Source organism: Achromobacter spanius (assembly GCF_003994415.1).
In the GTDB taxonomy this organism is placed as follows: Bacteria; Pseudomonadota; Gammaproteobacteria; order Burkholderiales; family Burkholderiaceae_B; genus Achromobacter; species Achromobacter spanius_C.
In genome coordinates this window covers 899549-923212 of record NZ_CP034689.1, presented here as the reverse complement: position 1 = coordinate 923212, position 23664 = coordinate 899549, and the positions used below count along the sequence as shown (strand labels likewise).

Annotated in this window: 21 protein-coding genes, 1 rRNA gene, 1 other RNA gene and 1 pseudogene; 8 read left to right on the top strand and 16 right to left on the bottom strand. The window is 60.0% G+C overall.

All coding sequences use genetic code 11. The features are described 5' to 3' along the window. Positions 1 to 152: 152 nt before the first annotated feature. Positions 153 to 1683: ribosomal RNA gene (locus ELS24_RS04110) — 16S ribosomal RNA — on the bottom strand. A gap of 1086 nt (positions 1684 to 2769) precedes the next feature. Continuing rightward, positions 2770 to 3246, bottom strand: coding sequence for an Lrp/AsnC family transcriptional regulator (locus ELS24_RS04105; protein WP_050449203.1), 477 nt, complete (start codon positions 3244 to 3246; stop codon positions 2770 to 2772). Between the two features lie 155 nt (positions 3247 to 3401). Between ELS24_RS04105 and hppD the strand changes: the two genes are divergently transcribed. Next, complete coding sequence (gene hppD, locus ELS24_RS04100) at positions 3402 to 4514, top strand: 4-hydroxyphenylpyruvate dioxygenase (RefSeq protein ID WP_050449202.1); 1113 nt, start codon at positions 3402 to 3404, stop codon at positions 4512 to 4514. Positions 4515 to 4626: 112 nt separating this feature from the next. Here the strand turns inward: hppD and msrA are convergent, their stop codons facing one another. The 3 genes and pseudogenes from msrA to ilvD form a co-directional block, all read right to left on the bottom strand. Continuing rightward, positions 4627 to 5181, bottom strand: coding sequence for a peptide-methionine (S)-S-oxide reductase MsrA (gene msrA, locus ELS24_RS04095; protein ID WP_127183459.1), 555 nt, complete (start codon positions 5179 to 5181; stop codon positions 4627 to 4629). A 74-nt stretch (positions 5182 to 5255) separates the two neighbouring features. Then, a pseudogene (locus ELS24_RS31185) lies at positions 5256 to 5590 on the bottom strand (c-type cytochrome). Further along, entirely contained in the window at positions 5574 to 7259 is a 1686-nt protein-coding gene (gene ilvD / locus ELS24_RS04085) for a dihydroxy-acid dehydratase (RefSeq protein WP_127183458.1), read from the bottom strand. The pseudogene ELS24_RS31185 and the gene ilvD overlap by 17 nt, the downstream one beginning before the upstream one ends. Positions 7260 to 7391: 132 nt before the next feature. Here ilvD and lgt point away from each other — a divergent pair, with 132 nt between their 5' ends. Then, a complete protein-coding gene (gene lgt / locus ELS24_RS04080) occupies positions 7392 to 8180 on the top strand; it encodes a prolipoprotein diacylglyceryl transferase (protein WP_050449198.1) in 789 nt (262 codons plus the stop codon). Here the strand turns inward: lgt and ELS24_RS04075 are convergent. The 4 genes from ELS24_RS04075 to ELS24_RS04060 form a co-directional block, all read right to left on the bottom strand. Beyond that, on the bottom strand, positions 8155 to 8913 hold the full coding sequence (locus tag ELS24_RS04075) for an SIMPL domain-containing protein (protein WP_050449197.1): 759 nt from the start codon (positions 8911 to 8913) through the stop codon (positions 8155 to 8157). The genes lgt and ELS24_RS04075 overlap by 26 nt on opposite strands. 92 nt (positions 8914 to 9005) lie before the next feature. Further along, positions 9006 to 9190, bottom strand: a non-coding RNA gene (gene ssrS / locus ELS24_RS04070) — 6S RNA. Positions 9191 to 9223: 33 nt separating this feature from the next. Further along, entirely contained in the window at positions 9224 to 9535 is a 312-nt protein-coding gene (locus tag ELS24_RS04065) for a cell division protein ZapA (RefSeq protein ID WP_050449196.1), read from the bottom strand. Further along, positions 9535 to 9981 (bottom strand): hypothetical protein, encoded by a 447-nt coding sequence (locus ELS24_RS04060; protein ID WP_050449195.1) that lies wholly within the window; start codon positions 9979 to 9981, stop codon positions 9535 to 9537. The genes ELS24_RS04065 and ELS24_RS04060 overlap by 1 nt, the downstream gene beginning before the upstream one ends. A 477-nt stretch (positions 9982 to 10458) precedes the next feature. On the opposite strand from ELS24_RS04060, the gene ELS24_RS04055 reads away from it, so the two are divergent. From ELS24_RS04055 to ELS24_RS04045, 3 genes are all read left to right on the top strand, one after another. Beyond that, positions 10459 to 10923 carry a tripartite tricarboxylate transporter TctB family protein gene (locus ELS24_RS04055; RefSeq protein ID WP_050449194.1) on the top strand — a complete coding sequence of 155 codons (465 nt, stop codon included), beginning with the start codon at positions 10459 to 10461 and terminating at the stop codon, positions 10921 to 10923. Between the two features lie 13 nt (positions 10924 to 10936). After that, complete coding sequence (locus tag ELS24_RS04050; protein WP_050449193.1) at positions 10937 to 12442, top strand: tripartite tricarboxylate transporter permease; 1506 nt, start codon at positions 10937 to 10939, stop codon at positions 12440 to 12442. A 159-nt stretch (positions 12443 to 12601) separates the two neighbouring features. Further along, entirely contained in the window at positions 12602 to 13507 is a 906-nt protein-coding gene (locus ELS24_RS04045; protein ID WP_127183457.1) for an NAD(P)-dependent oxidoreductase, read from the top strand. A gap of 71 nt (positions 13508 to 13578) precedes the next feature. On the opposite strand, the gene ELS24_RS04040 is transcribed toward ELS24_RS04045, so the two are convergent. Continuing rightward, entirely contained in the window at positions 13579 to 14208 is a 630-nt protein-coding gene (locus ELS24_RS04040; RefSeq protein ID WP_127183456.1) for an FMN-dependent NADH-azoreductase, read from the bottom strand. 200 nt (positions 14209 to 14408) lie between these two features. On the opposite strand from ELS24_RS04040, the gene ELS24_RS04035 reads away from it, so the two are divergent. Beyond that, the gene (locus ELS24_RS04035; RefSeq protein WP_050449188.1) at positions 14409 to 15344 is read left to right on the top strand and encodes a LysR family transcriptional regulator; all 936 of its coding nucleotides are present in this window, start codon (positions 14409 to 14411) and stop codon (positions 15342 to 15344) included. Here the strand turns inward: ELS24_RS04035 and ELS24_RS04030 are convergent. The 6 genes from ELS24_RS04030 to ELS24_RS04005 form a co-directional block, all read right to left on the bottom strand. Beyond that, complete coding sequence (locus ELS24_RS04030; protein WP_127183455.1) at positions 15338 to 16267, bottom strand: 2-hydroxyacid dehydrogenase; 930 nt, start codon at positions 16265 to 16267, stop codon at positions 15338 to 15340. The genes ELS24_RS04035 and ELS24_RS04030 overlap by 7 nt on opposite strands. A 111-nt stretch (positions 16268 to 16378) precedes the next feature. After that, the gene (locus tag ELS24_RS04025; protein ID WP_127183454.1) at positions 16379 to 17914 is read right to left on the bottom strand and encodes a tripartite tricarboxylate transporter permease; all 1536 of its coding nucleotides are present in this window, start codon (positions 17912 to 17914) and stop codon (positions 16379 to 16381) included. A 6-nt stretch (positions 17915 to 17920) separates the two neighbouring features. Then, complete coding sequence (locus ELS24_RS04020) at positions 17921 to 18349, bottom strand: tripartite tricarboxylate transporter TctB family protein (protein WP_050449210.1); 429 nt, start codon at positions 18347 to 18349, stop codon at positions 17921 to 17923. 265 nt (positions 18350 to 18614) lie between these two features. Next, positions 18615 to 20147, bottom strand: a complete 1533-nt coding sequence (locus ELS24_RS04015; RefSeq protein ID WP_230694764.1) for a sensor histidine kinase — start codon at positions 20145 to 20147, stop codon at positions 18615 to 18617. Beyond that, positions 20144 to 20833 (bottom strand): response regulator, encoded by a 690-nt coding sequence (locus ELS24_RS04010; RefSeq protein WP_050449185.1) that lies wholly within the window; start codon positions 20831 to 20833, stop codon positions 20144 to 20146. Before ELS24_RS04010 ends, ELS24_RS04015 begins: the two co-directional genes overlap by 4 nt. Beyond that, positions 20814 to 21386 carry an RNA pyrophosphohydrolase gene (locus tag ELS24_RS04005; protein WP_006217428.1) on the bottom strand — a complete coding sequence of 191 codons (573 nt, stop codon included), beginning with the start codon at positions 21384 to 21386 and terminating at the stop codon, positions 20814 to 20816. Before ELS24_RS04005 ends, ELS24_RS04010 begins: the two co-directional genes overlap by 20 nt. Positions 21387 to 21451: 65 nt before the next feature. Here ELS24_RS04005 and ELS24_RS04000 point away from each other — a divergent pair, with 65 nt between their 5' ends. Then, positions 21452 to 23182 (top strand): proline--tRNA ligase, encoded by a 1731-nt coding sequence (locus ELS24_RS04000; protein ID WP_127183453.1) that lies wholly within the window; start codon positions 21452 to 21454, stop codon positions 23180 to 23182. A gap of 58 nt (positions 23183 to 23240) precedes the next feature. Next, positions 23241 to 23663: a tol-pal system-associated acyl-CoA thioesterase gene (gene ybgC / locus ELS24_RS03995; RefSeq protein ID WP_127183452.1), complete on the top strand. Its 423-nt coding sequence runs from the start codon at positions 23241 to 23243 to the stop codon at positions 23661 to 23663. The last annotated feature ends 1 nt before the right edge of the window (position 23664 follow it).

The window sequence follows — 23664 nt, the reverse complement described above, 5'->3', positions numbered from 1 at the left end:
TAAAGAACGAATATAGCTGTTGAGTAAAACCCAACGCATAGCGCTGCAAGCAGCGCTATGCGTTAACTTCTACGCCGGGCCAATCAATATTGACCCCAGCTACAAAAAACAACCGATAAGAGTGGACGCTTAACACGAGCACTTAAGCTCTGAAAGGAGGTGATCCAGCCGCACCTTCCGATACGGCTACCTTGTTACGACTTCACCCCAGTCATGAATCCTACCGTGGTAATCGCCCCCCTTACGGTTAGGCTAACTACTTCTGGTAAAACCCACTCCCATGGTGTGACGGGCGGTGTGTACAAGACCCGGGAACGTATTCACCGCGACATGCTGATCCGCGATTACTAGCGATTCCGACTTCACGCAGTCGAGTTGCAGACTGCGATCCGGACTACGATCGGGTTTCTGGGATTGGCTCCCCCTCGCGGGTTGGCGACCCTCTGTCCCGACCATTGTATGACGTGTGAAGCCCTACCCATAAGGGCCATGAGGACTTGACGTCATCCCCACCTTCCTCCGGTTTGTCACCGGCAGTCTCATTAGAGTGCCCTTTCGTAGCAACTAATGACAAGGGTTGCGCTCGTTGCGGGACTTAACCCAACATCTCACGACACGAGCTGACGACAGCCATGCAGCACCTGTGTTCCAGTTCTCTTGCGAGCACTTCCAAATCTCTTCGGAATTCCAGACATGTCAAGGGTAGGTAAGGTTTTTCGCGTTGCATCGAATTAATCCACATCATCCACCGCTTGTGCGGGTCCCCGTCAATTCCTTTGAGTTTTAATCTTGCGACCGTACTCCCCAGGCGGTCAACTTCACGCGTTAGCTGCGCTACCAAGGCCCGAAGGCCCCAACAGCTAGTTGACATCGTTTAGGGCGTGGACTACCAGGGTATCTAATCCTGTTTGCTCCCCACGCTTTCGTGCATGAGCGTCAGTGTTATCCCAGGAGGCTGCCTTCGCCATCGGTGTTCCTCCGCATATCTACGCATTTCACTGCTACACGCGGAATTCCACCTCCCTCTGACACACTCTAGCTCGGTAGTTAAAAATGCAGTTCCAAAGTTAAGCTCTGGGATTTCACATCTTTCTTTCCGAACCGCCTGCGCACGCTTTACGCCCAGTAATTCCGATTAACGCTTGCACCCTACGTATTACCGCGGCTGCTGGCACGTAGTTAGCCGGTGCTTATTCTGCAGGTACCGTCAGTTTCACGGGGTATTAGCCCATGACGTTTCTTTCCTGCCAAAAGTGCTTTACAACCCGAAGGCCTTCATCGCACACGCGGGATGGCTGGATCAGGGTTTCCCCCATTGTCCAAAATTCCCCACTGCTGCCTCCCGTAGGAGTCTGGGCCGTGTCTCAGTCCCAGTGTGGCTGGTCGTCCTCTCAAACCAGCTACGGATCGTCGCCTTGGTGAGCCGTTACCCCACCAACTAGCTAATCCGATATCGGCCGCTCTAATAGTGCAAGGTCTTGCGATCCCCTGCTTTCCCCCGTAGGGCGTATGCGGTATTAGCTACGCTTTCGCGTAGTTATCCCCCGCTACTAGGCACGTTCCGATACATTACTCACCCGTTCGCCACTCGCCACCAGACCGAAGTCCGTGCTGCCGTTCGACTTGCATGTGTAAGGCATCCCGCTAGCGTTCAATCTGAGCCAGGATCAAACTCTTCAGTTTAATCTCTGTATTTGTTTCGTATTCTTGGTCCGAATAAATCCGAACCAGGTCATACGTCGCTACTCAAAGGAAGTGAGGTATGTTCTTAAACTTGACGTCTAAGGTACTTCACTTCTAGTGAGCACTTGATTTCATTGTGCTTGTGAAGCAAGCCAAGGTTTGACCCCAGACCTGAATCACAGTGCATCGCATCAAGCGCCCACACTTATCGGTTGTTTAATTGTTAAAGAGCGGTACTGCTAAATTCTGTACTACCAACTGCTTGCTGCCACCTACCAAACTCGCCAGCTTCGCTGCGGCTTTCGCCTTGCGTCGCTCGCTGTTTTCAGCAGCAGAGAGGCGAGATTATGAAGAAGTTTTTATCGCTTGTCAAGTCAGCTTCGTTCGCTTTCGCGTCACCGCCTTCTTGCTTGCGACCTCTTCAGATCACCCTCTCTTAGCAGCTATCGAAACATCAGAACACCCATCCGGGTTAACCCTAAGTTTTCGGCAACTGCCAAGCCTGAAACTATAACACGACTTTTGCAGATTATGCAACCGGCTCTTGCCTAATTTGCATCCCATCTTGCAACCCCGCCGCTCGCTTTCGCTTTGCTTTGGCTCTGGAAACCAGAGGTCGGTCATCACTTCAGGTGGCTTGCAATATTGATTCGGGTAAACCCTGAATCGCTATCACCAGCCAAGCCCAAGACTTTAGCACGATTTTTGCAATTTGCGCAACTGGCTTTTGCCTGATTTGCTGCAATACTTGCAATTACCGCTTGGCTGCCAGACATCTATCTACTGGTGGCTTTGCGGCAGGCCGGGTAGGTTTCCTTGCGGATCGCCTGCTTGTTGGCCTGTTGCGCTACTCCTGGCTTCGCGGTTCAAAAACTGCCTGAACTGCGAAGGAGCGAGACTATAGCACGGAAATTTCTCACGGGTGATCTTCATGACACCCAATTTGCAAAAAGATGAAGAGTTATGGGGACGATTCCAATTTTTCACGGTGTTGCTACATATTCCGCCTAGGACGCCCATCCGTCTCCGCTGTATGTAGATCCCCCCTATATATAGAGAAGGCACGCACCGTACCCACTCCTGTTATCAAAGCCTGAGCTCAGTCGTCTCCTTGATCTGTTGCAGGGCGAAGAAAGAGCGCATGTCCACCACTGCGGGGTGTCGCATCAAAGTGTCCATGGCGAACCGGGAGAAGTGCGCCAGGTCAGCGACTTGTATTCGAAGTAGATAGTCCATGTCACCGGACATCGCATAGCACTCGACCACTTCCGGCCAGAGCTGCACGTCGCGCGCGAAGTCGCTCATCGGGGCGTGACTGGAGCCGCTGTGCTTGTTCAAGCGGATGTTGACGTACGCAAGCAGGCCGAGCCCCACCTTCTCGGCATTGATCAGCGCCACATACTTCTTGATGAAGCCCTTCTCTTCCAGGCGGCGCACCCGACGCAGGCATGGACTTGGTGACAGCGATACGCGATCCGCCAGCTCTTGATTGCTGAGCCGGCCATCGCGCTGCAATTCAGCCAAAATCCTTAAATCTGTCCTATCAAGCTCGATATCAGACATTTATTGCCCTTTATTTGATTTTCATGGCTATATTATTGCTCAACGTTTGCACTTTTACGCCATATTTGCAATTGTCTGCCCGCCAATCCTTCCTACAATCTTCCTCTAGACTTGAACAACAAGTCGTCCTGAAAACGAAGCAAGGGAGCAGACTTATGAGCAGCGCATTCCAACCCTGGGAAAACCCGATGGGCACAGCGGGGTTTGAGTTCATCGAATATGCCGCGCCGGACCCCGCTGCGCTACGCAAGGTGTTCGAATTACTGGGCTTCAAGGCCATCGCCAAACACCGCCACAAGGACGTCACGCTGTACCGCCAAGGCGGCGTCAATTTTTTGATCAACGCAGAACCTGATTCCTTCGCCCAGCGCTTCGCGCGTCTGCATGGGCCATCCATCTGTGCAATCGGGTTCCGCGTGCAAGACGCGAATGCAGCCTACAAGCGGGCGTTGGAACTGGGCGCTTGGGGTTTTGATTCGCACAGCGGCCCGATGGAACTGAACATTCCGGCCATCAAGGGTATCGGCGACTCGCTGATCTACCTGGTTGACCGCTGGACGGGTAAGGAAGGCCATGGCGGGATTGGTGATATCAGCATCTATGACGTGGACTTCGTGCCGGTGGATCCTGGCAATGCCCAGGCAGACCTGAACCATCGTGGCGCCGGCCTGACGCTGGTGGACCATTTGACGCACAACGTGCACAAGGGCCGCATGGCCGAGTGGTCAGAGTTCTACGAGCGCTTGTTCAACTTCCGCGAAGTGCGGTATTTCGATATTGAAGGCAAGGTCACGGGCGTGAAGTCGAAGGCCATGACGTCGCCTTGCGGCAATATCCGCATTCCCATCAATGAGGAAGGCACCGAGGAGAAGGGGCAGATCCAGGAGTACCTGGACCTGTACCGTGGCGAAGGCATTCAGCACATTGCCATGGCGACGGACGACATCTACAGCACCATTGAGGCGCTGCGCGAGTCGGGTGTGGTGTTCCTGGATACGCCGGAAACGTATTACGAACTCTTGGACCGCCGTCTTCCGAACCACGGCGAAGACGTTGCACGCCTGCAGAAAAACCGCATCTTGCTGGATGGCGCGCCGGGCGGCGGACTGCTGCTGCAGATCTTCACGGAGAATCAGATCGGCCCGATCTTCTTCGAGATCATCCAGCGCAAAGGCAACGACGGTTTTGGCGAAGGCAACTTCAAGGCCCTGTTCGAGTCGATCGAACTGGACCAGATGCGCCGCGGCGTGGTGAAGAGCGTCGAGTAAGAGCTTCCCCGCCAGTGCCCAAGTGCCCTAGCATCGGCACTGGCTTTGTAGCCTCACCTTATGGTGAGGTTTTTTTTGCCCGTTCGAACCGACCCGGGCGTCCACGCGGCAGTTAGCGCTGCAGACGATCCTGGAATTGCTTGCGGAACTTGGCAACCTTGGGTGCGATCACAAACTGGCAATAACCTTGCTCGGGGTGCAGGGCAAAGTAGTTGCTGTGGTAATCCTCGGCTTGCCAGAATTTGGCGGGCGCCAATAGCTTGGTGACGATGGGCGCATCGTAAACCTGTTGCGCCTCCACCTCGGCAATGACCGCTTCAGCTTGCTCACGCTGAGACTCGTTCTGCCAGAAGATTGCCGACTCGTACTGCGGACCGATGTCGTTACCCTGACGGCCCGGCGTGGTGGGATCGTGTGTGGCGAAGAAAACCCGCAGCAAGTCGCTGAAGGACAATTCCTTGGGATCAAATTCGATTCTGGCGACTTCGATATGGCCCGTATCCTTGCCGCACACCTGTTCATAGCTGGGGTTGTCGACATGCCCGCCACTGTAGCCGGGCAACACGCTCTTCACGCCGCGCAGATCGACGAAGACCGCTTCAACGCACCAGAAGCAGCCGCCGCCAAGGACGGCAACCTCGTTGCCCGGGGAGGGTTGTTCTGTCATGGCAATTCCTCATTCATAAAGGGCCGCGCCTTGCAGCCCAAGCCCGGCTTCACGCCGGGGGATCAAGATTAAGACTACTGTTTGGCCGGCGCCAGCGACAATATCCATTCGGCAAGCAGACGGGCATCTTCCTGACTGACATGGGTTTGCGCCGGCATGGGGACCGCCCCCAGGCGCCGCGACCACCTCCACGTATCTTGCCGGCCAGATAATCCACCATGGCGTCGCCCTGCCCCGCATAACGTTCCGCCACACTCTTCAGCGGCGGTCCCACGCGCTTCACCTCTACCTGATGGCAGGCCATACAGGCCTTGCTCTTGGCCAGATCCAGGCCGGTCGTTTGCGCCTGAACCGCGCCTGCGCTCAACATGCAGGCGGTGGCCGCCCACAGACTAATCTTCAAATGCATCGGTGACTGCCCCACGGCTCGCGGTGCTGGCGAGCTTGCCGAACTTGGCAAGCACACCGCGTGTATAACGCGGCTTGGGCTGGACCCAGGCCTGACGACGAGCCGCCAGGTCTTCGTCGCTGATGTTGAGCTGCAGCAGCAGCTTGTGGGCATCGATGGTAACCGAATCGCCTTCCTGGATCAGGGCGATCGGCCCGCCCACGAAGGCTTCAGGCGCAACGTGGCCGACGACCATACCCCAGGTACCGCCGGAAAAGCGGCCGTCGGTGATCAGCCCTACCGTTTCACCCAAGCCCTGCCCCACCAAAGCGGACGTGGGCGCCAACATTTCCCGCATGCCCGGCCCGCCTTTAGGACCTTCGTAGCGGATCACCACCACATCTCCGTCGTTGATACGCTGGGCCATGATGGCCGTCATGGCGTCGTCCTCGGAATCGAAGACGCGCGCCGGACCAGTCATAACGGGGTTCTTCAGCCCCGTGATCTTGGCGACACAGCCTTCCGGCGACAAGTTGCCCTTGAGTATGGCCAGATGTCCCTGCGGATACAACGCACGGTCCAGCGGCATGATGACGTCTTGGTCCGCGCGCGGCGCATCGGGCACATCGGCGAGCGTTTGCGCGATGGTCTTGCCCGTGATCGTGACGCAATCGCCATGCAGCAGGCCGGCATTGAGCAACAGCTTCATGACTTGGGGGATGCCGCCCGCGCGATGCAGATCGGTGGCAACGTACTTGCCAGACGGCTTCAAGTCGCACAGCACCGGGACACGCTTGCGGATACGCTCGAAGTCATCGATGGTCCACGGCACGTCGGCGGCGTGGGCAATCGCCAGAAAATGCAGCACCGCGTTGGTGGACCCGCCCGTGGCCATGATGACCGACACCGCATTTTCGATGGATTCGCGCGTGATGATGTCGCGCGGACGCAGGTTGCGCCGGACCGCGTCGACCAGCACTCGCGCCGACTCGGCGGCCGAGACGACTTTTTCGTCATCTTCATTGGCCATCGTGCTGGAATACGGCAAGCTCATGCCCATGGCTTCGAAGGCGGAACTCATGGTGTTGGCGGTGTACATACCACCACAGGAACCAGAGCCAGGGATCGCGCATTTTTCAATCTGCTTGAAATCCGCCTCGGGCATGCGGCCCATCGTATATTCGCCCACGGCTTCGAAGACCGAGACAATGGTGAGATCCTTGCCCTTGTAGTGGCCCGGCTTGATGGTGCCGCCATAGACATAGATGCCCGGCACATTTGTCCGCGCCAAAGCGATCATGCCGCCCGGCATGTTCTTGTCGCAACCGCCAATGACCACGACGCCGTCCATCCACTGGCCTTGGGCGGCGGTCTCGATACAGTCAGCGATGACTTCGCGCGAGACCAGCGAATACTTCATGCCCTCGGTGCCCATGGACATACCGTCGGAGATGGTGGGGGTACCGAACACCTGGGGGTTGGCGCTGGACGAACGGATGGCGTCGATGGCTGCATCCGCCAAGCGCTGCAACCCGCTATTGCAGGGCGTGATGGTGGAATGGCCATTGGCCACGCCGATCATGGGGTTGTTGAAATCGGCTTCTTTGTAGCCCAGCGCGTAATACATGGCGCGGTTGGGCGCGCGTGCTACGCCTTCAGTGATGTGGCGGGAACGTTCGTTGTTCGGCATGGTCTGTCTCTCCTGTCGGCCGTCGGGGCGCGGACATGGCGAACGCACCCAGGAAGCTGGCTCGCTTGCATGCATGCGAATCTTCAGTGCTCGCCGGTTATTATCATTCAACTTCATTGTGTCGGGCAGAACATGCTGCAATATCCAAAATTCGACCCCGTAGCCTTGCAGATCGGGCCGCTCGCCATCCACTGGTACGGGCTGATGTATTTGGCGGGCTTCGCCCTGGTGTATGTGCTTGGCCGCCGGCGCATCACAAGCGGGCACACCACATCGCTGAACGTGCGCGACCTGGAAGACCTGATTTTCTATAGTGTGCTGGGCGTCGTACTGGGCGGACGACTTGGATATGTGCTGTTCTACAAGCCTGCCTACTATCTGGCGCATCCGCTGGAAGTGGCGTACTTGTGGCAAGGCGGCATGTCGTTCCACGGCGGCCTGATCGGCGTGATCCTCGTCATGCTTTTGTTTGCGCGGAAGAAGAAGCTGCCCTTTTTCGCGGTCAGCGATTTCATCGCGCCGTTGATTCCGCTGGGCCTGGGGTTCGGCCGTTTGGGCAACTTCATCAATGGCGAGCTTTGGGGCCGACCAACCGATGTGCCGTGGGCCATGGTGTTTCCCGGCAGCGGCGACGGGCTGGCGCGCCACCCATCCCAACTCTATGAGCTGGGCCTGGAAGGCATTGTGCTGTTTGCGCTGCTGTGGTGGTTTTCGAGCAAGCCGCGCCCACTGGGACAAGTGAGCGGGCTGTTCTTGATGGGTTACGGGACGTTCCGCTTCCTGGTGGAATTCACCCGTGAGCCAGACAACTTCCTGGGCCTGCTAGCGGGCGGATTAAGCATGGGACAGTGGCTGTCCCTGCCGATGGTCGCTTTGGGCGCCATCATGTTCAGCCTTACTGCAAAACGATCGTCCCGTTGACGGCGACGCTAACCGTGACGTCTCCCGCTTCCAGCGGGACGTCCGGGCTGTAGCCGCCAGAGGCGTCTTTGGCCATGGCCGCGCCAAGCATGCGCGGCATCGGCACGGGGCCGCCCGAGCCGCCGAGCTCCAGCTTGGACAGGCGGTAACCCGAAAAGCCGAACGCGTTGGCAGCAGCCAATGCACGATCCTTGAACGCTTGGGCCGCTTCTTTCAGCAGCTTGCGCTCTTCGGCTTCACGCGCTGGACGAGACAGCGAAAACCCGATGCTGGAAATAGCGGTCTTGTCCGACAGCTTGGCCGCCAGGGCAGCGGCTGCTTCAAAGTCCTTGGACTCCAGCACGATCTCGCCCTGACCGCGCCACGATGCAATCTTGCCCTTGCTATTCGTGTTGGGCCACACGTTGAAGCCACCCGTGCGGACTTCCACGCCCTTGGTGTCGCGCGCACGCTTGACCACATCGTCCAGCACCGACGTCAACTTCTTGCCGGCGGCGGGCTGGTCAGGCGCCTCAACCTCGGCAGACAAGGAAATGCGAACCGTGTCCTGCTTGACCTCCGACGAGGCCGCCGCTTGCAATGTCATTTCCGGCGAACGGTTCGTGGATTCCGCCATGGCCGGCGCATTGGGCGCCTGCGCCTGAGCGGATGCGGGCTGAACCGCAGCAATGGCGGCCACGGCTGCGCACGCTGCGCCGAGTTTCGTCAGCGAGAAAACAGGGTGTTTGAACATGGACGGGTCCTAGGAGGGAGGACAGAGAGAAAAAGAGGGGGATGGTTGTCGCACCCGACGCGGACCTGCGCTGTTGGCAGGCCCGCTGGGATAGATGCCCCGCCTGTGCCGTCAAGGCCGGCATCTCGAACCCTGAGGTTCAAGGTGGTCGCGTTCCGAAGAGCGTCGGGTTCGTCTACGAGAGACAATCACTCCAGCTCTGCACTCCCGCAACCAATATGCCAAAAGACATAGGTTCAGAGAATGTATGGCCTAGTCACGGACACGGCAGGGACAAACTGAAAATTCTTGAATACAGCGTTATGAACGTTTAGAGCAGTTTTTCCTGACCCGACAAGGCGTCATCGAGTACTGCGTTCATGTCCTCAATTCTACGCTTGAAGTCGCCAACCGCCAAACCCCCTAGCGGACCATCAGGCGCTTTCATGGCGAGCAGCTCGCCAGCGACTTGCAACGCGGCCATGACGGCAATGCGTTCGTTGCTGGAAATCTTGCCGGTTCCCTGGATGCGCAGCATCAGTTGGTCAACGTGGCGCACAGCGGCCATCAGCGTGGGCTTCTCTTCGGTGGAGCAAGCCAGGGAATAGTCGCGCCCTAATATGGTTACGTCTACGCGTTCCATCAGTGTTGCTCTCCAGACGGCGCGCCAGGCAAGCGGGCCAGCACGGCGTCAATGCGCTCGCGAGCCGAGGCGGCGGCCACGCGTAAGCGCTGTAGTTCGGTATCACGGCTTTGCAGGCTACCCTGCAATTCCGATTCGCGGGCAGAGAAACGCGCTTCAAGCGATTGGCGTTCGGCGGATTCTCGGGCAAGCTGCTCGCGCAAGGCGGCCTCAGCCTGCTGGGCTTGCTCAAGCATTGCGGTAACCGCGCCGTCGTGATCCTGAAGCTTGCTTTGCAACGTGGCGATGTCAGCGTCGCGTTCAGCCGCGCGCTGCTTCAGCACGCGCTGTTCAGCTTCGAATTCGTTCAAGCGGAGGCGCAACGCATCACGCTCTGCGTGGAGTTGGCGGGTGCGTTGCACCAGTTGCCCGATGCGGGCGGCGAGTTGGTCTAGGTCTTGCAGCATGGGCGCTATCGTAAACCATCCTGAGGTGAACCGGGCCACTTCACGCAAGGTGAGAAACCCGGCAATATTCGGTAGGAAATGCGGTGTTGATTTGGGCGGCGCGAGACTAACCGATTCCGGCAGAACAAGAAAAGCGCCTCCTCCAAAATCCCCGCATCCGGCCGATCTGGCTTTCGCATTTCTTTCTATAAACTTTCACTTAGCTTTCAAAAAGCACTCATTCTTCCTGCGGCGTTACATCTTAGGCTCGGGAGTACCCGAATTCTAGGGAAAACCCCAGGCTTTCACCGAGCTTACAGGGTTTGCAGCATGGCAGGCGTCAATTACCATTCGCCCTTTCAAGAAGCCGCGCCGCCGCTTTCAGAATAACTAATGGCACCCCGAAGTGCCTTTTTTGTGCCTGTCACTCGCCTTTCGGCGAGTCCCATCCGGCTACAAACTTTTTATCTACATGCTGTAAATAGGAGCCAACCAATCATGCAGCTACGCAATCGACAGGACTTCTGGTCGGGGGTGATGTTCATCGCCCTTGGACTGGGATTCGCCTGGCAGGCCAGCAGCTACCAAATGGGTACTGCCGCCCGAATGGGCCCAGGGTATTTTCCTTTCTGGCTAGGCATTGTTCTGGCTTTGCTGGGCGCCATCGTGCTGCTTGGCTCACTTTCCAAGAAAGCCCACGAAACGCATGTCGACAAGTTCGACTGGCGCATCGTCTTTCTCGTCGTGGGTTCCGTGGTCTTGTACGGCTTCATCCTCAAGCCGCTGGGCATCTATCTTTCGGTATTCATCCTGGTTGTCGTCAGCAGCCTGGCCAGCCATGAGTTCAGCCTGAAGGTCGCCGTTGCCAACGCGATCTTCCTCGTGCTGTTCTCGTATCTGGCATTCGTCAAGGGGCTGGGGCTGATTTTCCCGCTGTGGCCGTCCTTTCTGGGCATGAACTAAGGAGCAACCGGTCATGGAATTGTTTGACAACCTATTGTTGGGTTTCTCGGTGGCGTTTACGCCCGAGAACCTGGCCTACGCATTGCTGGGCTGCATTCTGGGTACGCTGATTGGCGTGTTGCCAGGCATCGGCCCGGTTCCCACCATCGCAATGCTGCTGCCGATTACGTATGTGTTGCCCCCGATTGCCGGCCTAATCATGCTGGCCGGCATCTATTACGGTGCGCAATACGGCGGCTCGACGACCGCGATTCTTGTGGCGCTGCCAGGGGAAACGTCCGCGGTGGTTACCGTGCTGGACGGTCACCAGATGGCCCGCAATGGCCGGGCGGGCGCCGCACTGGCCATCGCCGCGCTGGGTTCGTTCTTTGCCGGCTGCGTGGCAACGCTGCTGTTGGCCGCGTTCGCGCCTCCGCTGGCTGAGGTGGCCTTCAAGTTCGGCCCCGCCGAGTACTTCTCGCTGATGTGCCTGGGCCTGGTCGGCGCCGTGGTGCTGGCTTCGGGCTCGCTGCCCAAGGCGATCGCGATGATCATCCTGGGCCTGCTGCTGGGCATGGTCGGCACTGACGTCAACTCAGGCGTTGCCCGCTACGACTTCGGCATTCCCGAACTGCAAGACGGTATCGACTTCGCCATCGTGGCCATGGGTGTGTTCGGCTTCGCCGAAATCATGACCAACCTGGAGCAGAAGGAAAACCGCGTCGACATCACCGACAAGATCGGCACGCTGTACCCGAACCTGCAGGAATTCAAGGAAGCCGCTCCCGCCGTGCTGCGTGGCACGGCCCTGGGTTCGGCATTGGGCATCTTGCCGGGTGGCGGTGCGGTGCTGTCGTCGTTCGCTTCCTACACCCTGGAAAAAAAGATCTCGAAGAATCCGGAACGCTTCGGCAAGGGTCATCCGGCCGGCCTGGCAGGCCCGGAATCGGCAAACAATGCTGCGGCACAGACGTCCTTCATTCCGCTGCTGACGCTCGGTATTCCGGGTAACGCTGTGATGGCGCTGATGGTTGGCGCGATGACGATCCACAACATTCAGCCCGGCCCGCAAGTCATGACGAGCCACCCCGAGCTGTTCTGGGGCCTTATCGCCTCGATGTGGATCGGCAACCTGATGCTGGTGGTGCTGAACCTGCCGCTGATCGGCCTGTGGGTCAAGCTGCTGAAAGTGCCCTACCGCATTCTGTTCCCGGCGATTCTGGTGTTCTGCACGATTGGCGTGTATTCGTTGAACTACAACGCGTTCGACATCTTCACCACCGCCATCTTCGGCATCATCGGCTACGTGTGGTCGAAGCTGAAGTGCGAAGGCGCACCGCTGCTGTTGGGTCTGGTTCTGGGCCCCATGATGGAAGAAAACTTCCGTCGTGCCTTGTTGCTGTCGCGTGGCGATTTCAGCACCTTCGTGACCCGTCCGCTTTCGGCTTCGCTGCTGGCCGTGGCGGCCTTCCTTGTGATCCTGGTGGCGTTGCCCGCCATCCGCAAGAAGCGCGAAGAGACCTTCGTCGAAGAAGAATAAAAAGCGGTCAGGCCGCCCATCGCGGCGCCTTGCCTCTTTCCAAAACCCCTAGGCTTGCCCCAGGGGTTTTTTTTTGATGGGCTCGCCGCCGGCTTTTGGATTGCGTTAAGGTTACTTCCCTAAGATTGACCTAACTCACATTGAGCGGAGCTTCCTGCAATGGCAACGATCGGAACCAAAAACTACGACGCGGTCGTAGCCCAGAAAGTCGCATTTCTCGGCCTGGGTGTCATGGGCCTGCCCATGGCCGGCCATCTGGCCCGCGCCGGGCACGACGTGACGGTATATAACCGTACTCCCGCCAAGGCCCAGGCCTGGGTTGCGGAGTTCGGCGGCCGCCATGCGGGCACGCCGCGCGAAGCGGTGGCAGGTGCACAGATCGTCTTTGCTTGCGTGGGCAACGACGACGACCTACGCAGCGTTGTGCTCGGACCCGACGGTGCGTTTGCAGGCATGGCGCCCGGCGCCGTGTTCGTCGACCACACCACCGCGTCGGCCGATGTGGCCCGCGAACTTTACGCGCAAGCCAAGGGGCTGGGCCTGAATTTCGTGGATGCGCCCGTGTCCGGCGGACAGGCCGGCGCCGTCAATGGTGCGCTGACCGTCATGTGCGGCGGCGAAGAAGCGGTATTCGAAGCCATCAAGCCCGTGGCCCAGTGTTTTGGCCGCGCCGTGACGCTGGTGGGCGCGCCCGGTTCGGGCCAGTTGGCAAAGATGGTCAACCAGATTTGCATCGCCGGCCTCGTGCAGGGCTTGTCCGAAGCCGTGGCTTTCGGCCAGGCGGCCAAGCTGGACATGAAGTTGGTGCTGGACGTGATCAGCAAAGGCGCGGCGCAAAGCTGGCAAATGGAGAACCGGGGCGGCACCATGGTCGACGACAAGTTCGACTTTGGCTTTGCCGTGGACTGGATGCGTAAAGACCTGGGCCTGGTGCTGGCGGAAGCGCGCAACAACGGCGCGCGCGTGCCCGTGACCGCGCTGGTGGATCAGTTCTATGCCGATGTTCAGAAGATGGGCGGCGGCCGCTGGGACACGTCCAGCCTGGTGAAGCGGCTACGCGACTAGGCATTCAACATGCCGCAATGAAAAGGCGAGCCACAAGGCTCGCCTTTTTTCTGACACGCGAACAAGGCCGATCAGGCGGCCATGCCGTCTTGCGCCACGCCCAGCACCAGGGCATCGATACGCTGCTTGGCCAGCGTCACGCCTTCCAGCGCAGCCACTTCGCCCATCGCCATGCCTTCGGCGGCGATGAACGTGACATCGTCCATGCCAAGGAAACTGAGCATCTGACGCAGGTACGGCGTCATCGTGTCGGACGGCGTGCCTTCGGCTTTGCCGCCACGCGCCGTCAGCACGAACACCTGCTTACCCTTGACGAGGCCTTCCGGCACGCCTTCGGGCGTATAACGGAACGTGACGCCGGCACGGGCTACGTGGTCCAGATAGCTCTTGAACTGGGCGGGCAGATTGAAGTTGTAGACGGGTACGGCGAACACGATGCGGTCCGCTTGCATCAGTTCGGCAACCAGCGAATCGCTGAGCTCGACGATGCGTTGCTGCTCCACGCTACGGGCCTCTGCAGGGGTGAACAGCGCGCCGGCGGTATTGCCGTCGAAGTACGGAATGGGCTGCGCGCCGAGGTCGCGGATTTTCACGGTATCGGCCGGGTGGGCGGCTTTGGCGCGCACCATGAAATGATCGGCCAATTCCGTGCTGTGGGAACGGTTGCCAAGAATCGAGGACAGGATGACAAGGGTCTTCATTGCGAATTTCTCCAGTGGTGGCCTGCCATGAGCAGGCGAGGGATCCGTCAGCGCCACGTCCGATTCATAAGGGGTACCGGACTGGGGCTGGGCGCCGGGTGGCGTTGGCAGATCCCGAGTGCATGGCGTCACTGTAGACCGGTTCATTATTCACATAAACCCAGATATGATGAACTATTCGTTCCAGGAATAGAACAATCATGCAAGATCTAAACGACCTCTACTACTTCTCCCAAGTGGTTGAACAGGGCGGGTTCAGCGCGGCGGCCCGGGCACTGGACATCCCCAAATCCCGCCTTTCCAGGCGAATTTCACATCTTGAGGAAAGCTTGGGCGTGCGCCTGCTGCAACGCACGACACGACGCCTGCGGCTGACCTCGGCGGGCGAACGCTACCTGCATTACTGCCGCGAAATGGCGGCCTCCGCGCGCGCTGCTGACGATGCCATGCGCCAATTGCAATCCGAGCCGGCCGGACCGGTGATTGTCAGTTGCCCCGTCTCCATTGCGCAGGATGTGCTGGCGCCCTTGTTGCCGGAATTCCTGGACGCTTGGCCAGCGATATCGGTGCAGTTGCTGGTGACCAACCGGCGCGTGGACCTGATCCGCGAAGGCGTGGACCTGGCCTTGCGCGTGCGGACCAAGCTGGATACCGACGCCGAACTGGTGGTGCGCCACCTGGGCACGGCGCGTGGCACCTTGGTGGCCAGCCCCGGCTACCTGCAACGCCATGGCACGCCGGACACCCCACAGGACCTGGCGTCACACACCACGCTGAGCTTTTCAGACCCGCAAAACGAAGTGCGCTGGCCACTGCGCAATGACAAGGGCGAAGAGTTGCAGATTGAACTCAAGCCGCAACTGTCGTGCAACGATTTCATCGTGCTGACCGAGGCTGCGGTGCGAGGCCGCGGCATTGCCCTGCTGCCCTCCATCGCCACACAAGAGGAATTGCGCCGGGGCCAATTGGTGCAGGTGCTGCCGCAATGGCAATCGCCGGAAGGCATCGTGCATTGCATCTATCCGTCTCGGCGCGGCATGATGCCGGCGGTCAGGACGTTGCTGGATTTTCTGTCGCAACGCCTGCCGTCGATGTATCAGCGGCTGGAAAAGGCCCCAACGCCCCCGGCTCAGTAGCCCCGTGCGCGTTCGACCACACCGGTGATGGCTTCACCGCGCATCAGTTGCGCGACCTTGCCGGCGATTTGCTCGATGCTTTCATCACGCAGCGTGCGCGCGGCGATGTGCGGCGTGACGTGCACGCGCGGATCGCGCCAGAAGGGATGATCGTTGGGCAGCGGCTCGGTGTGGAACACATCCAGTGTGGCGCCGGCGATCTCGCCCTCTTCCAACATTTGAACCAGGTCGTCTTCGACAAGGTGTTCGCCGCGGCCGACGTTGACCAGGTGCGCATCGGGCAGCAATTGCGACAGCGTGTCGCGATTCAGGATGCCGTGCGTGTCGGGCGTCAGCGGCAACACGTTCACCAGGAAGCGCGTTCTGGCCAAAAAGGCTGGCAAGGCGGCTTCGCCCGCGAAGGATTCCACGCCGGGCAAATCGCGCGGGGACCGCGACCAGCCGGCGACGGGATAGCCGAATTCAGCCAGCGTCTGCGCCACGCGTGCGCCCACCTGCCCCAGACCCAGTACGCCAACGGGCCAGTCCGCCTGGCGCGTGCCTTCACGGGTATCCCAGTGTTGGCGCGCCTGCGCCTGATCGAACGCTTCAAAATCACGCGACACACGCAGCAACGCGTATAGCGCGTATTCGGCCATTTGCACCGACATGCCCGCGTCTTCCAGGCGCACGATGCGAACATGCGCAGGAATTTCGGGCATCTTCAGCAGAGCATCAACGCCCGCGCCCAGATTGAACAGCGTCGAGATGCCGGTTTCGTGCTTGAACAGTTCCACGGGCGGGCGCCAGACCAGCGCCACTTCAGCCCCCGAGGGCGGGCCATCGGGGTTCCACACCGAAATGCGGCAGCCGGGCATTGCGGCTTCCAGGCGCGGCACCCAGACATCGGGATCGTGGAGGGGGCAAGCAAAAAGGATATGCATGGTGGCGGTTCTGCAAGGCGTTTTCGAAGCTGCAAGCATGCAGGATGACGCCCTACAAATCAAACGGCCCGGCGTGAAGCCGGGCCGTCGCCGTGACTGCGCAGCGCCCGTTCAGGCGGTTTGCGGGACCTCGGGCTTGCTGTTGTCCTTGCCCTTGCCTTTGCCACGTCGCGCAAAGGCCCAGAGCTGCAAAATGACCAACAAGGCGCTTGCTCCGATGAACCACGCACTGATGGGGCGCTCAACGAACACCGCAAGGTCGCCGCGTGACAGCAGCAGCGCACGGCGGAAATTTTCTTCCACCATCGGCCCCAGCACAAAGCCCAGCAAGATGGGAGCCACCGAGAACTCCAAGGTCATCAGGATTGCGCCGATCACGCCAAACGCCAACACTTCCCAAATCTGGAAGAGGCTGTTCTGTGTGCTGAACACGCCCACCGCGATGAAGAATAGTGCGGACGGGAACAGGTAGCGATAAGGCACTTGCAGCAGTTTGACCCACACGCCGATCAGCGGCACGTTCAGCACCATCAGCAGGACGTTGCCGACCCAGAAGCTGGCGATCAGGCCCCAGAAAATGTCCGGATGCTCGGTGATCAACTGCGGCCCCGGCTGAATGCCCTGAATCAAGAGTGCCCCCAGAATCAGCGCCATCACCGCGTCACCCGGAATGCCCAGGCTCATCGTGGGGATGAAGTCCACCTGTGTCTTCGAGTGCGACGAGGCCTCCGGCGAGGCCACGCCGGCAATCATGCCGGTGCCAAACTTCTCGGGCGTCTTGGAAATCTTGCGTTCCAGCGCGTAGGCGACGAACGTCGTGATGGTCGGCCCCGTACCCGGCATGGCGCCAAACAGCGTACCCACCGCCGTGCCGCGCACCATAGGCCAGAACGCCGTTTTCAGTTCCTGCCTTGACGGTCGCATGTCCCTAATACGCAGCTTGGCGCCGCTGCCGATAATGGTCATGCGGTTGACGCTCATCAGGAAATCGGCCACGCCGAACAGGCCCATCGAAATAGCCACCAGCTCCAGGCCGTCGGACAAGTCCAGCAAGCCGAACGAGAAGCGGATGGTGCCCGTGTTCACGTCCGTGCCGACCACGCCGCACATCAGGCCGAAGAGCGTCATCGCCACGCCCTTGAGAGGCGAACCGCGCGACATCGTCGCCCCGGCCAACAGACCCAGCAGCATGATCGAGAAAATCTCGGTCGGGCCGAATTTGAACGCCACTTCCACCAGCAAGGGCGAAGCGAAAATCATGACGATGATGCCGACCGACGCGGCGAAGAACGAGCAGATCATCGTGATGCCCAGCGCCGTTCCCCCCTTGCCCTGCTTGGTCAATGGATAGCCGTCAAGGCAGGTCACCGCGTGTGGCGGGTGCGAAGGCAGGTTGAGCAGGATTGCGCCGATGGCGCCGCCATATTGCGAGCCGTAGAAGATACCCGCCAGCATCAGGATGGCGGGCACGGGATGCATGACGTAGGTAAGCGGCAACAGGATCGAAATTGCCGACAAAGCGCCCATGCCAGGCAGCACGCCGATCAGGTTGCCGACCAGCACGCCAAAGAACGACCACACCAGGTTATGCCACTGGAACGCAACCCCGAAGCCATACCACAGGTCCATCAAAGACTGAGAGATCATGGCACTTCAACCCCAACGAAACAGCGGCAACTGCAGTTGCAGCGCCCACCAGAACACGACGACCGCGATCGCGGACATCGCGATCGACAGCAGGATGGCTTGCTTGATGGTGTTCTTGCGATCACCCAACGCCGAGATGAAGACAATGGCAAAGGTGGCCGGCAACAGGCCGCCATACTCGCCCAGCAGCAGAAAGGCCAGGATGCCAAGAATGATGCAGACGCTGCCGCGCAGGTCGGGCAAGCCGTGGGCATGGCCGTCGCCCGGCGCGGGCGGCGTGGATTCGCCCGAGCGCGCGGAGACCGCGATCAACACGCCGGTCAAGGCAAGCAGCCCGCCCAGCGCTGCCGGAAAAAATCCAGGTCCCATGTGGCTCAATGTGCCGATGTGATAACCGCTGCCGCCGTATATCGCCCCCAACCCGATCAGGACCATCAGCGCTCCGCCGTAGTAGTCCTTTCTGTTGATATTTTTTTGCACTTGCTTCCTCCTTCCGGGTGCAGGACCGTGCTGGCCCTTGATGCGCCGCTCGACACGAGCCTCGCCCGGCCCTTTGCAACGAACCGGAGCGCAGATTACGGAGGGAAGCTGCTAATCCGCTTTCTATGCGCTGTCGCATTCCTGAATCCAGGGGTTATCCCTGACAGGAAAAGGCCGAAGAAAGGGGAAGCAGAGAAAAAATATTGAAAGCCAGGCGGCTTTATTGCTCGCCGTTCAGGTCCACATCCGCCGGACGCGGATACTGCGAGACCGTGGGTGCCAACGGCAGCCACAGCACTGACGCCAAGCCCATGCCGCCCTGCGCGTTGGGTTCGCCGTCACGCAATTCAATATCACCGTCATTGCGGCGGGCATAAGCCCGGGCAATCGCCAGGCCCAGCCCGGAACCTGACGACACCACGGGCTTGTCAGTACCAACCCGCTCGAAGCGTGCAAAGGCCCTGCCGCGCAACACGGGGTCCAGGCCAGGGCCGTTATCCGAAACAGACACTTCGGCACGATTTTCCAGGCGGCTGACCGATACCGTAATGCGCGCGCCCACAGGCGCGTAGTTGATGGCGTTGTGAACCAGATTGGACAGGGCCTCGTGCAGTTCGGCTTCGTTGCCCGACACTGACGCGGACGTTTCCTGCCCCTCTTCAGAGACCGCCTGTACCCAGCCCAGGTCCTGCTGCTTTTCATGAGCCAGGGGCAGGTACTGCAGGACGACTTCGCGCGACACCGCGTTCATATCGAGCAACTGCCGCGGCAACGGTTCCGCCTGATTGGCGTGAGCCAAGGACAGCAATTGTTCGGTCAGGCGGCGGGTGCGGCCCAATTGGTCGACGATGGCGCGCAAGCCTTCGCGCGTACGCGCGGGATCGCGCTCGCGCAACGCGTACTGCGCCTGCGTCAGCATGATGGCCAATGGCGTGCGCAGTTGGTGCGAGGCGTCGGCCAGAAAATGGGACTGCTCGTCCAGCACGCGGCGATAACGGGCAATGTGATGATTCACGGCGTCGACCAGCGGTGCCACTTCGCTCGGCACGCGCGAGGCATCCAGCGGCGTCAAGTCATCGGGACGGCGGTTGCGGATATCGGCACGCAGCCGGCGCAAGGGCTTCAGCGCCCACGAGACACCCCACCACACCAGCACCACGACCAGAGCCAGCATGCGGGCATCGCGCAGGATTTCCTGGCGCCGCGCGTTATTCTCGGCTTCAATCCGCTTGCCCGTACTTTCGGCCACCACCACAAGCACCTGGCGGTGCAGACCCTGATAGTAAAGATCGCGCACCACGGCCACGACCCGAACCGGGTCATTGCGGTAGACGCCGTCGTAAAAGACGGGCTGGCCGTTGGAACGCGGCCACGTCGGCGGCCGCGGCATTTCGGGCATGCCCAGGAGGGTCTTGCCCTGCTCTTTGGGTACGGTCGAGTCGTCCGGGATGGGCGGATCTATCTGTTCGATGCGGAAGTACTTGCGCAGCCCCGCCCGGGACTCCAGCATGACTTGCGCGTACAAGGGCGTAGCCACCTGCAGATTGCCGTCGGGCGTGAATTCCAGGCTGCTTTCCAACACGCGGGCGGGTTCCACCAGCGCGCTGTCATAGGCTTCGTTGGTGATCTCGGACAGCGTGCGGTAATCGTTCAGGCTGTCGATAACCAGCAACACCACCACGCCGGGCAGCAGCAAGATGATGAGCAGCGCGCGGATGCCGACGCGCGGCAGCCCGGGGATCCGCAGGCTCACTCAGATTCCGTGGATTCGCTGGCCACGCTTTCCAGCATGTAACCCAGGCCGCGCACCGTCACGATGCGCACGTCACTGCCGGCGAGCTTCTTGCGCAGGCGATGCAGCACGACCTCGATGGCGTCAGGATTGGCTTCGCTATCGTGAGTAAAGACCTTGCCGAAGAGCTGGGATTTGTCGACGGGATAGCCGCTGCGGGTCAGCAGCGCCGCCAGTGCCGCGTGTTCGCGCGGGGTCAGGAATAGCAGCGAACCGTCCAGGGTGAACGCCCGGCTTTCACTGTCGTAGGAAAGCGAACCGCATTGCAAGCGGGGATGCTGGCGACCACGGCTGCGGCGCACCAGGGCGGTCAGCCGCGCTTCCAGCTCTTCCAGGGCGAAGGGCTTGGTCAGGAAGTCATCTGCGCCCAGGTTCAGCCCGCGCACCCGGTCTTGCAGCGCGCCCTGCGCGGTCAGCAACAGGACGGGCGTACGGTCGTCGCGGTTGCGCATTTCGCGCAGGACCACCAGCCCGTGCTTGTCGGGCAGGCGCAGGTCCATGACGATGGCATCATATTCGGTGCCGGCCATGAAGGCCTCGGCCGTACGGGCGTCGGCCGCGTGATCCGGGACAAATCCGCTTTGAGCAAGCGCGCGCATCAACCAGGACGCCATGTCCCGTTCGTCTTCAACCAACAATATGCGCATGACCGTCCGTTCCTTCGGGCAAATTCTCTGCTGCCCGCTGCCCATGCACGCGCTGGCGCAGATAGCGGGTTTCGTGATGACGCCGGAAGAGGATCGCCGACAACTCGTTCAAAGCCTGGGTATAGACGTCTCGCTTGAACTCGATCACGGCATCCAGCGGAACCCAATACTGGCTCCAGCGCCAGGCATCGAATTCCGGGTGCTGCGTCGCGCGCAGGCATACATCGCTGTCGCGTCCCACCAGGCGCAACAGGAACCAAATCTGTTTTTGTCCTTTATAGTGGCCACGCCACTCACGCCGGACGAAGTGATCGGGCACGTTATAACGTAACCAATCGCGTGTACGCCCCAAAATACGGACATGCTCGGGCTTCAAGCCCACCTCTTCATGGAGTTCGCGATACATGGCCTGCACCGGGCTTTCGCCATATTTGATGCCGCCCTGAGGGAACTGCCATGCATGTTCCCTGATACGCTTGCCCCAAAAGACCTCGTTTCGACTGTTGACGAGAATGATGCCGACATTGGGGCGGTAGCCTTCGCGGTCAAGCATGGGCCACCCCCACCGAATTCAATACAATTACGGTCGATTATACGTATCTGCTGCCACCTTTAAACATGCGCGCATCCAACTACCACATCAACACCCTCAAAGAAGCCCCTTCCGAAGCCGAAGTCGCCAGCCACCAGCTGATGACCCGGGCCGGAATGATCCGCAAACTCGCGGGCGGCATCTACACCTACATGCCCCTTGGGCTGAAGATCATCCGCAAGGTCGAGGCTATCGTCCGGGAAGAAATGAATGCGTCGGGCGCCATCGAACTGCTGATGCCGGTGGTGCAACCCGCCGAGCTCTGGCAGGAATCGGGCCGCTGGGAGCAGTACGGCGCCGAACTGCTGCGCATCAAGGACCGCCACCAGCGCGACTTCGTGCTGCAGCCTACGTCTGAAGAAGTCATCACCGACATCGCGCGCAATGAAATCCACAGCTATCGCCAACTGCCGCTGAATTTCTATCACATCCAGACCAAGTTCCGCGACGAGCGCCGTCCGCGCTTCGGGCTGATGCGTGGCCGCGAATTCACCATGAAGGACGCCTATTCCTTCGACCGTGACGAAGCCGGCGCCTTGAAGAGCTACGACACCATGTACGCCGCGTACATGCGAATTTTTGGCCGCTTGGGGCTGGAATTCCGCGCGGTGGCGGCTGACACGGGTTCCATTGGCGGCACGCGCAGCCATGAATTCCAGGTCATCGCCGACACCGGTGAAGACCTGCTGGTCTACAACGCCGACACCGACTACGCCGCCAACATCGAGCTGGCCGAAGCCGTGGCGCTGTACCCGACCCGGGGCGACGCCACCCAGGCCATGGCCGACGTCGCCACCCCTGGCGCGGCCAAGTGCGAAGACGTGGCCAAGCTGCTGGGGCTGCCGCTGGAAAAGACGATCAAGTCCATTGTGCTTGCCACCGACGGCGACAAGGGCAAGGTGGATATCTGGCTGCTGCTCTTGCGCGGCGACCACGAGTTGAACGAAATCAAGGCAGGCAAGCTGCCCGGGCTGGCGGGCTTCCGCTTCGCCACGGAAAGCGAGATCGTTGAGTACTTTGGCTGCAAGCCCGGCTACCTGGGCCCCGTCAAGACGGCCAAGCCCGTACACGTGATTGCCGACCGCACCGTCGCCCACATGGCCGATTTCGTCTGCGGCGCAAACAAGGAAGACTTCCACATCCAAGGTGTGAACTGGGGCCGCGACTTGCCCGAACCCGAGCTGGTGGCGGACCTGCGCAACGTCGTCGCGGGCGACCCGTCGCCGGACGGCAAGGGCACACTGTCCATCCAGCGCGGCATTGAAGTTGGCCACGTCTTTTATCTGGGCAAGAAGTATTCAGAAGCATTGAAGGCCACCTTCCTGGACGAAACCGGCAAGCCGGCCGTTCTGGAAATGGGCTGCTATGGCATCGGCGTGACGCGTATCGTGGGTGCGGCCATCGAGCAGAATCACGATGCGCGCGGCATCATCTGGCCGCGCGCGATCGCGCCTTTCGAGGTAGTGATCTGCCCTGTGGGCTGGGGCAAAAGTGAAACGGTGCGTGACACCGCCACCAAGCTTTATGAATCGTTGTTGGCGCGGGGCGTGGATGTCATTCTGGATGACCGCGATGCCCGCCCCGGTGTCATGTTCGCCGAGTGGGAATTGATCGGCGCGCCCCTGCGTGTAACAGTTGGAGAACGCGGCTTGAACGATGGTGTGGTGGAATTGCAAGCACGTCGGGAAACCGAAGCCGCCAAGATTCCGGTAGAGTCCGCGCTTGAAACGGTGCTGACGAAACTCGACACCCTTTAACCCTATAGTAGATACGGACTTCACCGCGTCCCGACCCGCCTCATTGTTTATTTGTACCGTGACCGATCCGAAGTCCAACGAATCCCTCCTGCAGGTCCGTGTCTATTACGAAGACACGGATGCGGGCGGGGTTGTCTTCTACGCCAACTACTTGAAATTCCTGGAACGCGCACGCACTGAGTGGTTGCGCGGCCTGGGGGTCAACCAGTCCGAACTGGCCACCCGAGAACAACGGCTGTTCGTTGTCCGCTCCTTGGACATGTCCTACCGGAAACCGGCCAAACTGGACGATTTGCTTACCATACGCAGCCGGATCACCAAACTCGGCCGCGCTTCGATACACTTCGCGCAGCGCGCGGAACGCGACGGGGAACTGCTTGCCGAGGGCAACATCCAAGTCTGCTGTGTCGATGCCATTCATATGCGGCCGACGGAGTTGCCGGCCGACGTTCGCGCAAAACTGGAATTCATTCAGGAATAAC

What these genes read in the sequence shown, in the direction of transcription:
- hppD (WP_050449202.1), top strand. Translation starts at nt 3,402, where the DNA reads ATGAGCAGCGCATTCCAACCCTGGGAAAACCCGATGGGCACAGCGGGG.
- ELS24_RS04005 (WP_006217428.1), bottom strand. Translation starts at nt 21,386, where the DNA reads ATGCTTGACCGCGAAGGCTACCGCCCCAATGTCGGCATCATTCTCGTC.
- ELS24_RS04040 (WP_127183456.1), bottom strand. Translation starts at nt 14,208, where the DNA reads ATGAAGACCCTTGTCATCCTGTCCTCGATTCTTGGCAACCGTTCCCAC.
- ELS24_RS04035 (WP_050449188.1), top strand. Translation starts at nt 14,409, where the DNA reads ATGCAAGATCTAAACGACCTCTACTACTTCTCCCAAGTGGTTGAACAG.
- ELS24_RS04055 (WP_050449194.1), top strand. Translation starts at nt 10,459, where the DNA reads ATGCAGCTACGCAATCGACAGGACTTCTGGTCGGGGGTGATGTTCATC.
- lgt (WP_050449198.1), top strand. Translation starts at nt 7,392, where the DNA reads ATGCTGCAATATCCAAAATTCGACCCCGTAGCCTTGCAGATCGGGCCG.
- ELS24_RS04050 (WP_050449193.1), top strand. Translation starts at nt 10,937, where the DNA reads ATGGAATTGTTTGACAACCTATTGTTGGGTTTCTCGGTGGCGTTTACG.
- ELS24_RS04000 (WP_127183453.1), top strand. Translation starts at nt 21,452, where the DNA reads ATGCGCGCATCCAACTACCACATCAACACCCTCAAAGAAGCCCCTTCC.
- ELS24_RS04060 (WP_050449195.1), bottom strand. Translation starts at nt 9,981, where the DNA reads ATGCTGCAAGACCTAGACCAACTCGCCGCCCGCATCGGGCAACTGGTG.
- msrA (WP_127183459.1), bottom strand. Translation starts at nt 5,181, where the DNA reads ATGACAGAACAACCCTCCCCGGGCAACGAGGTTGCCGTCCTTGGCGGC.
- ilvD (WP_127183458.1), bottom strand. Translation starts at nt 7,259, where the DNA reads ATGCCGAACAACGAACGTTCCCGCCACATCACTGAAGGCGTAGCACGC.
- ELS24_RS04045 (WP_127183457.1), top strand. Translation starts at nt 12,602, where the DNA reads ATGGCAACGATCGGAACCAAAAACTACGACGCGGTCGTAGCCCAGAAA.
- ELS24_RS04030 (WP_127183455.1), bottom strand. Translation starts at nt 16,267, where the DNA reads ATGCATATCCTTTTTGCTTGCCCCCTCCACGATCCCGATGTCTGGGTG.
- ELS24_RS04105 (WP_050449203.1), bottom strand. Translation starts at nt 3,246, where the DNA reads ATGTCTGATATCGAGCTTGATAGGACAGATTTAAGGATTTTGGCTGAA.
- ELS24_RS04010 (WP_050449185.1), bottom strand. Translation starts at nt 20,833, where the DNA reads ATGCGCATATTGTTGGTTGAAGACGAACGGGACATGGCGTCCTGGTTG.
- ELS24_RS04075 (WP_050449197.1), bottom strand. Translation starts at nt 8,913, where the DNA reads ATGTTCAAACACCCTGTTTTCTCGCTGACGAAACTCGGCGCAGCGTGC.
- ELS24_RS04025 (WP_127183454.1), bottom strand. Translation starts at nt 17,914, where the DNA reads ATGATCTCTCAGTCTTTGATGGACCTGTGGTATGGCTTCGGGGTTGCG.
- ELS24_RS04065 (WP_050449196.1), bottom strand. Translation starts at nt 9,535, where the DNA reads ATGGAACGCGTAGACGTAACCATATTAGGGCGCGACTATTCCCTGGCT.
- ELS24_RS04020 (WP_050449210.1), bottom strand. Translation starts at nt 18,349, where the DNA reads ATGGTCCTGATCGGGTTGGGGGCGATATACGGCGGCAGCGGTTATCAC.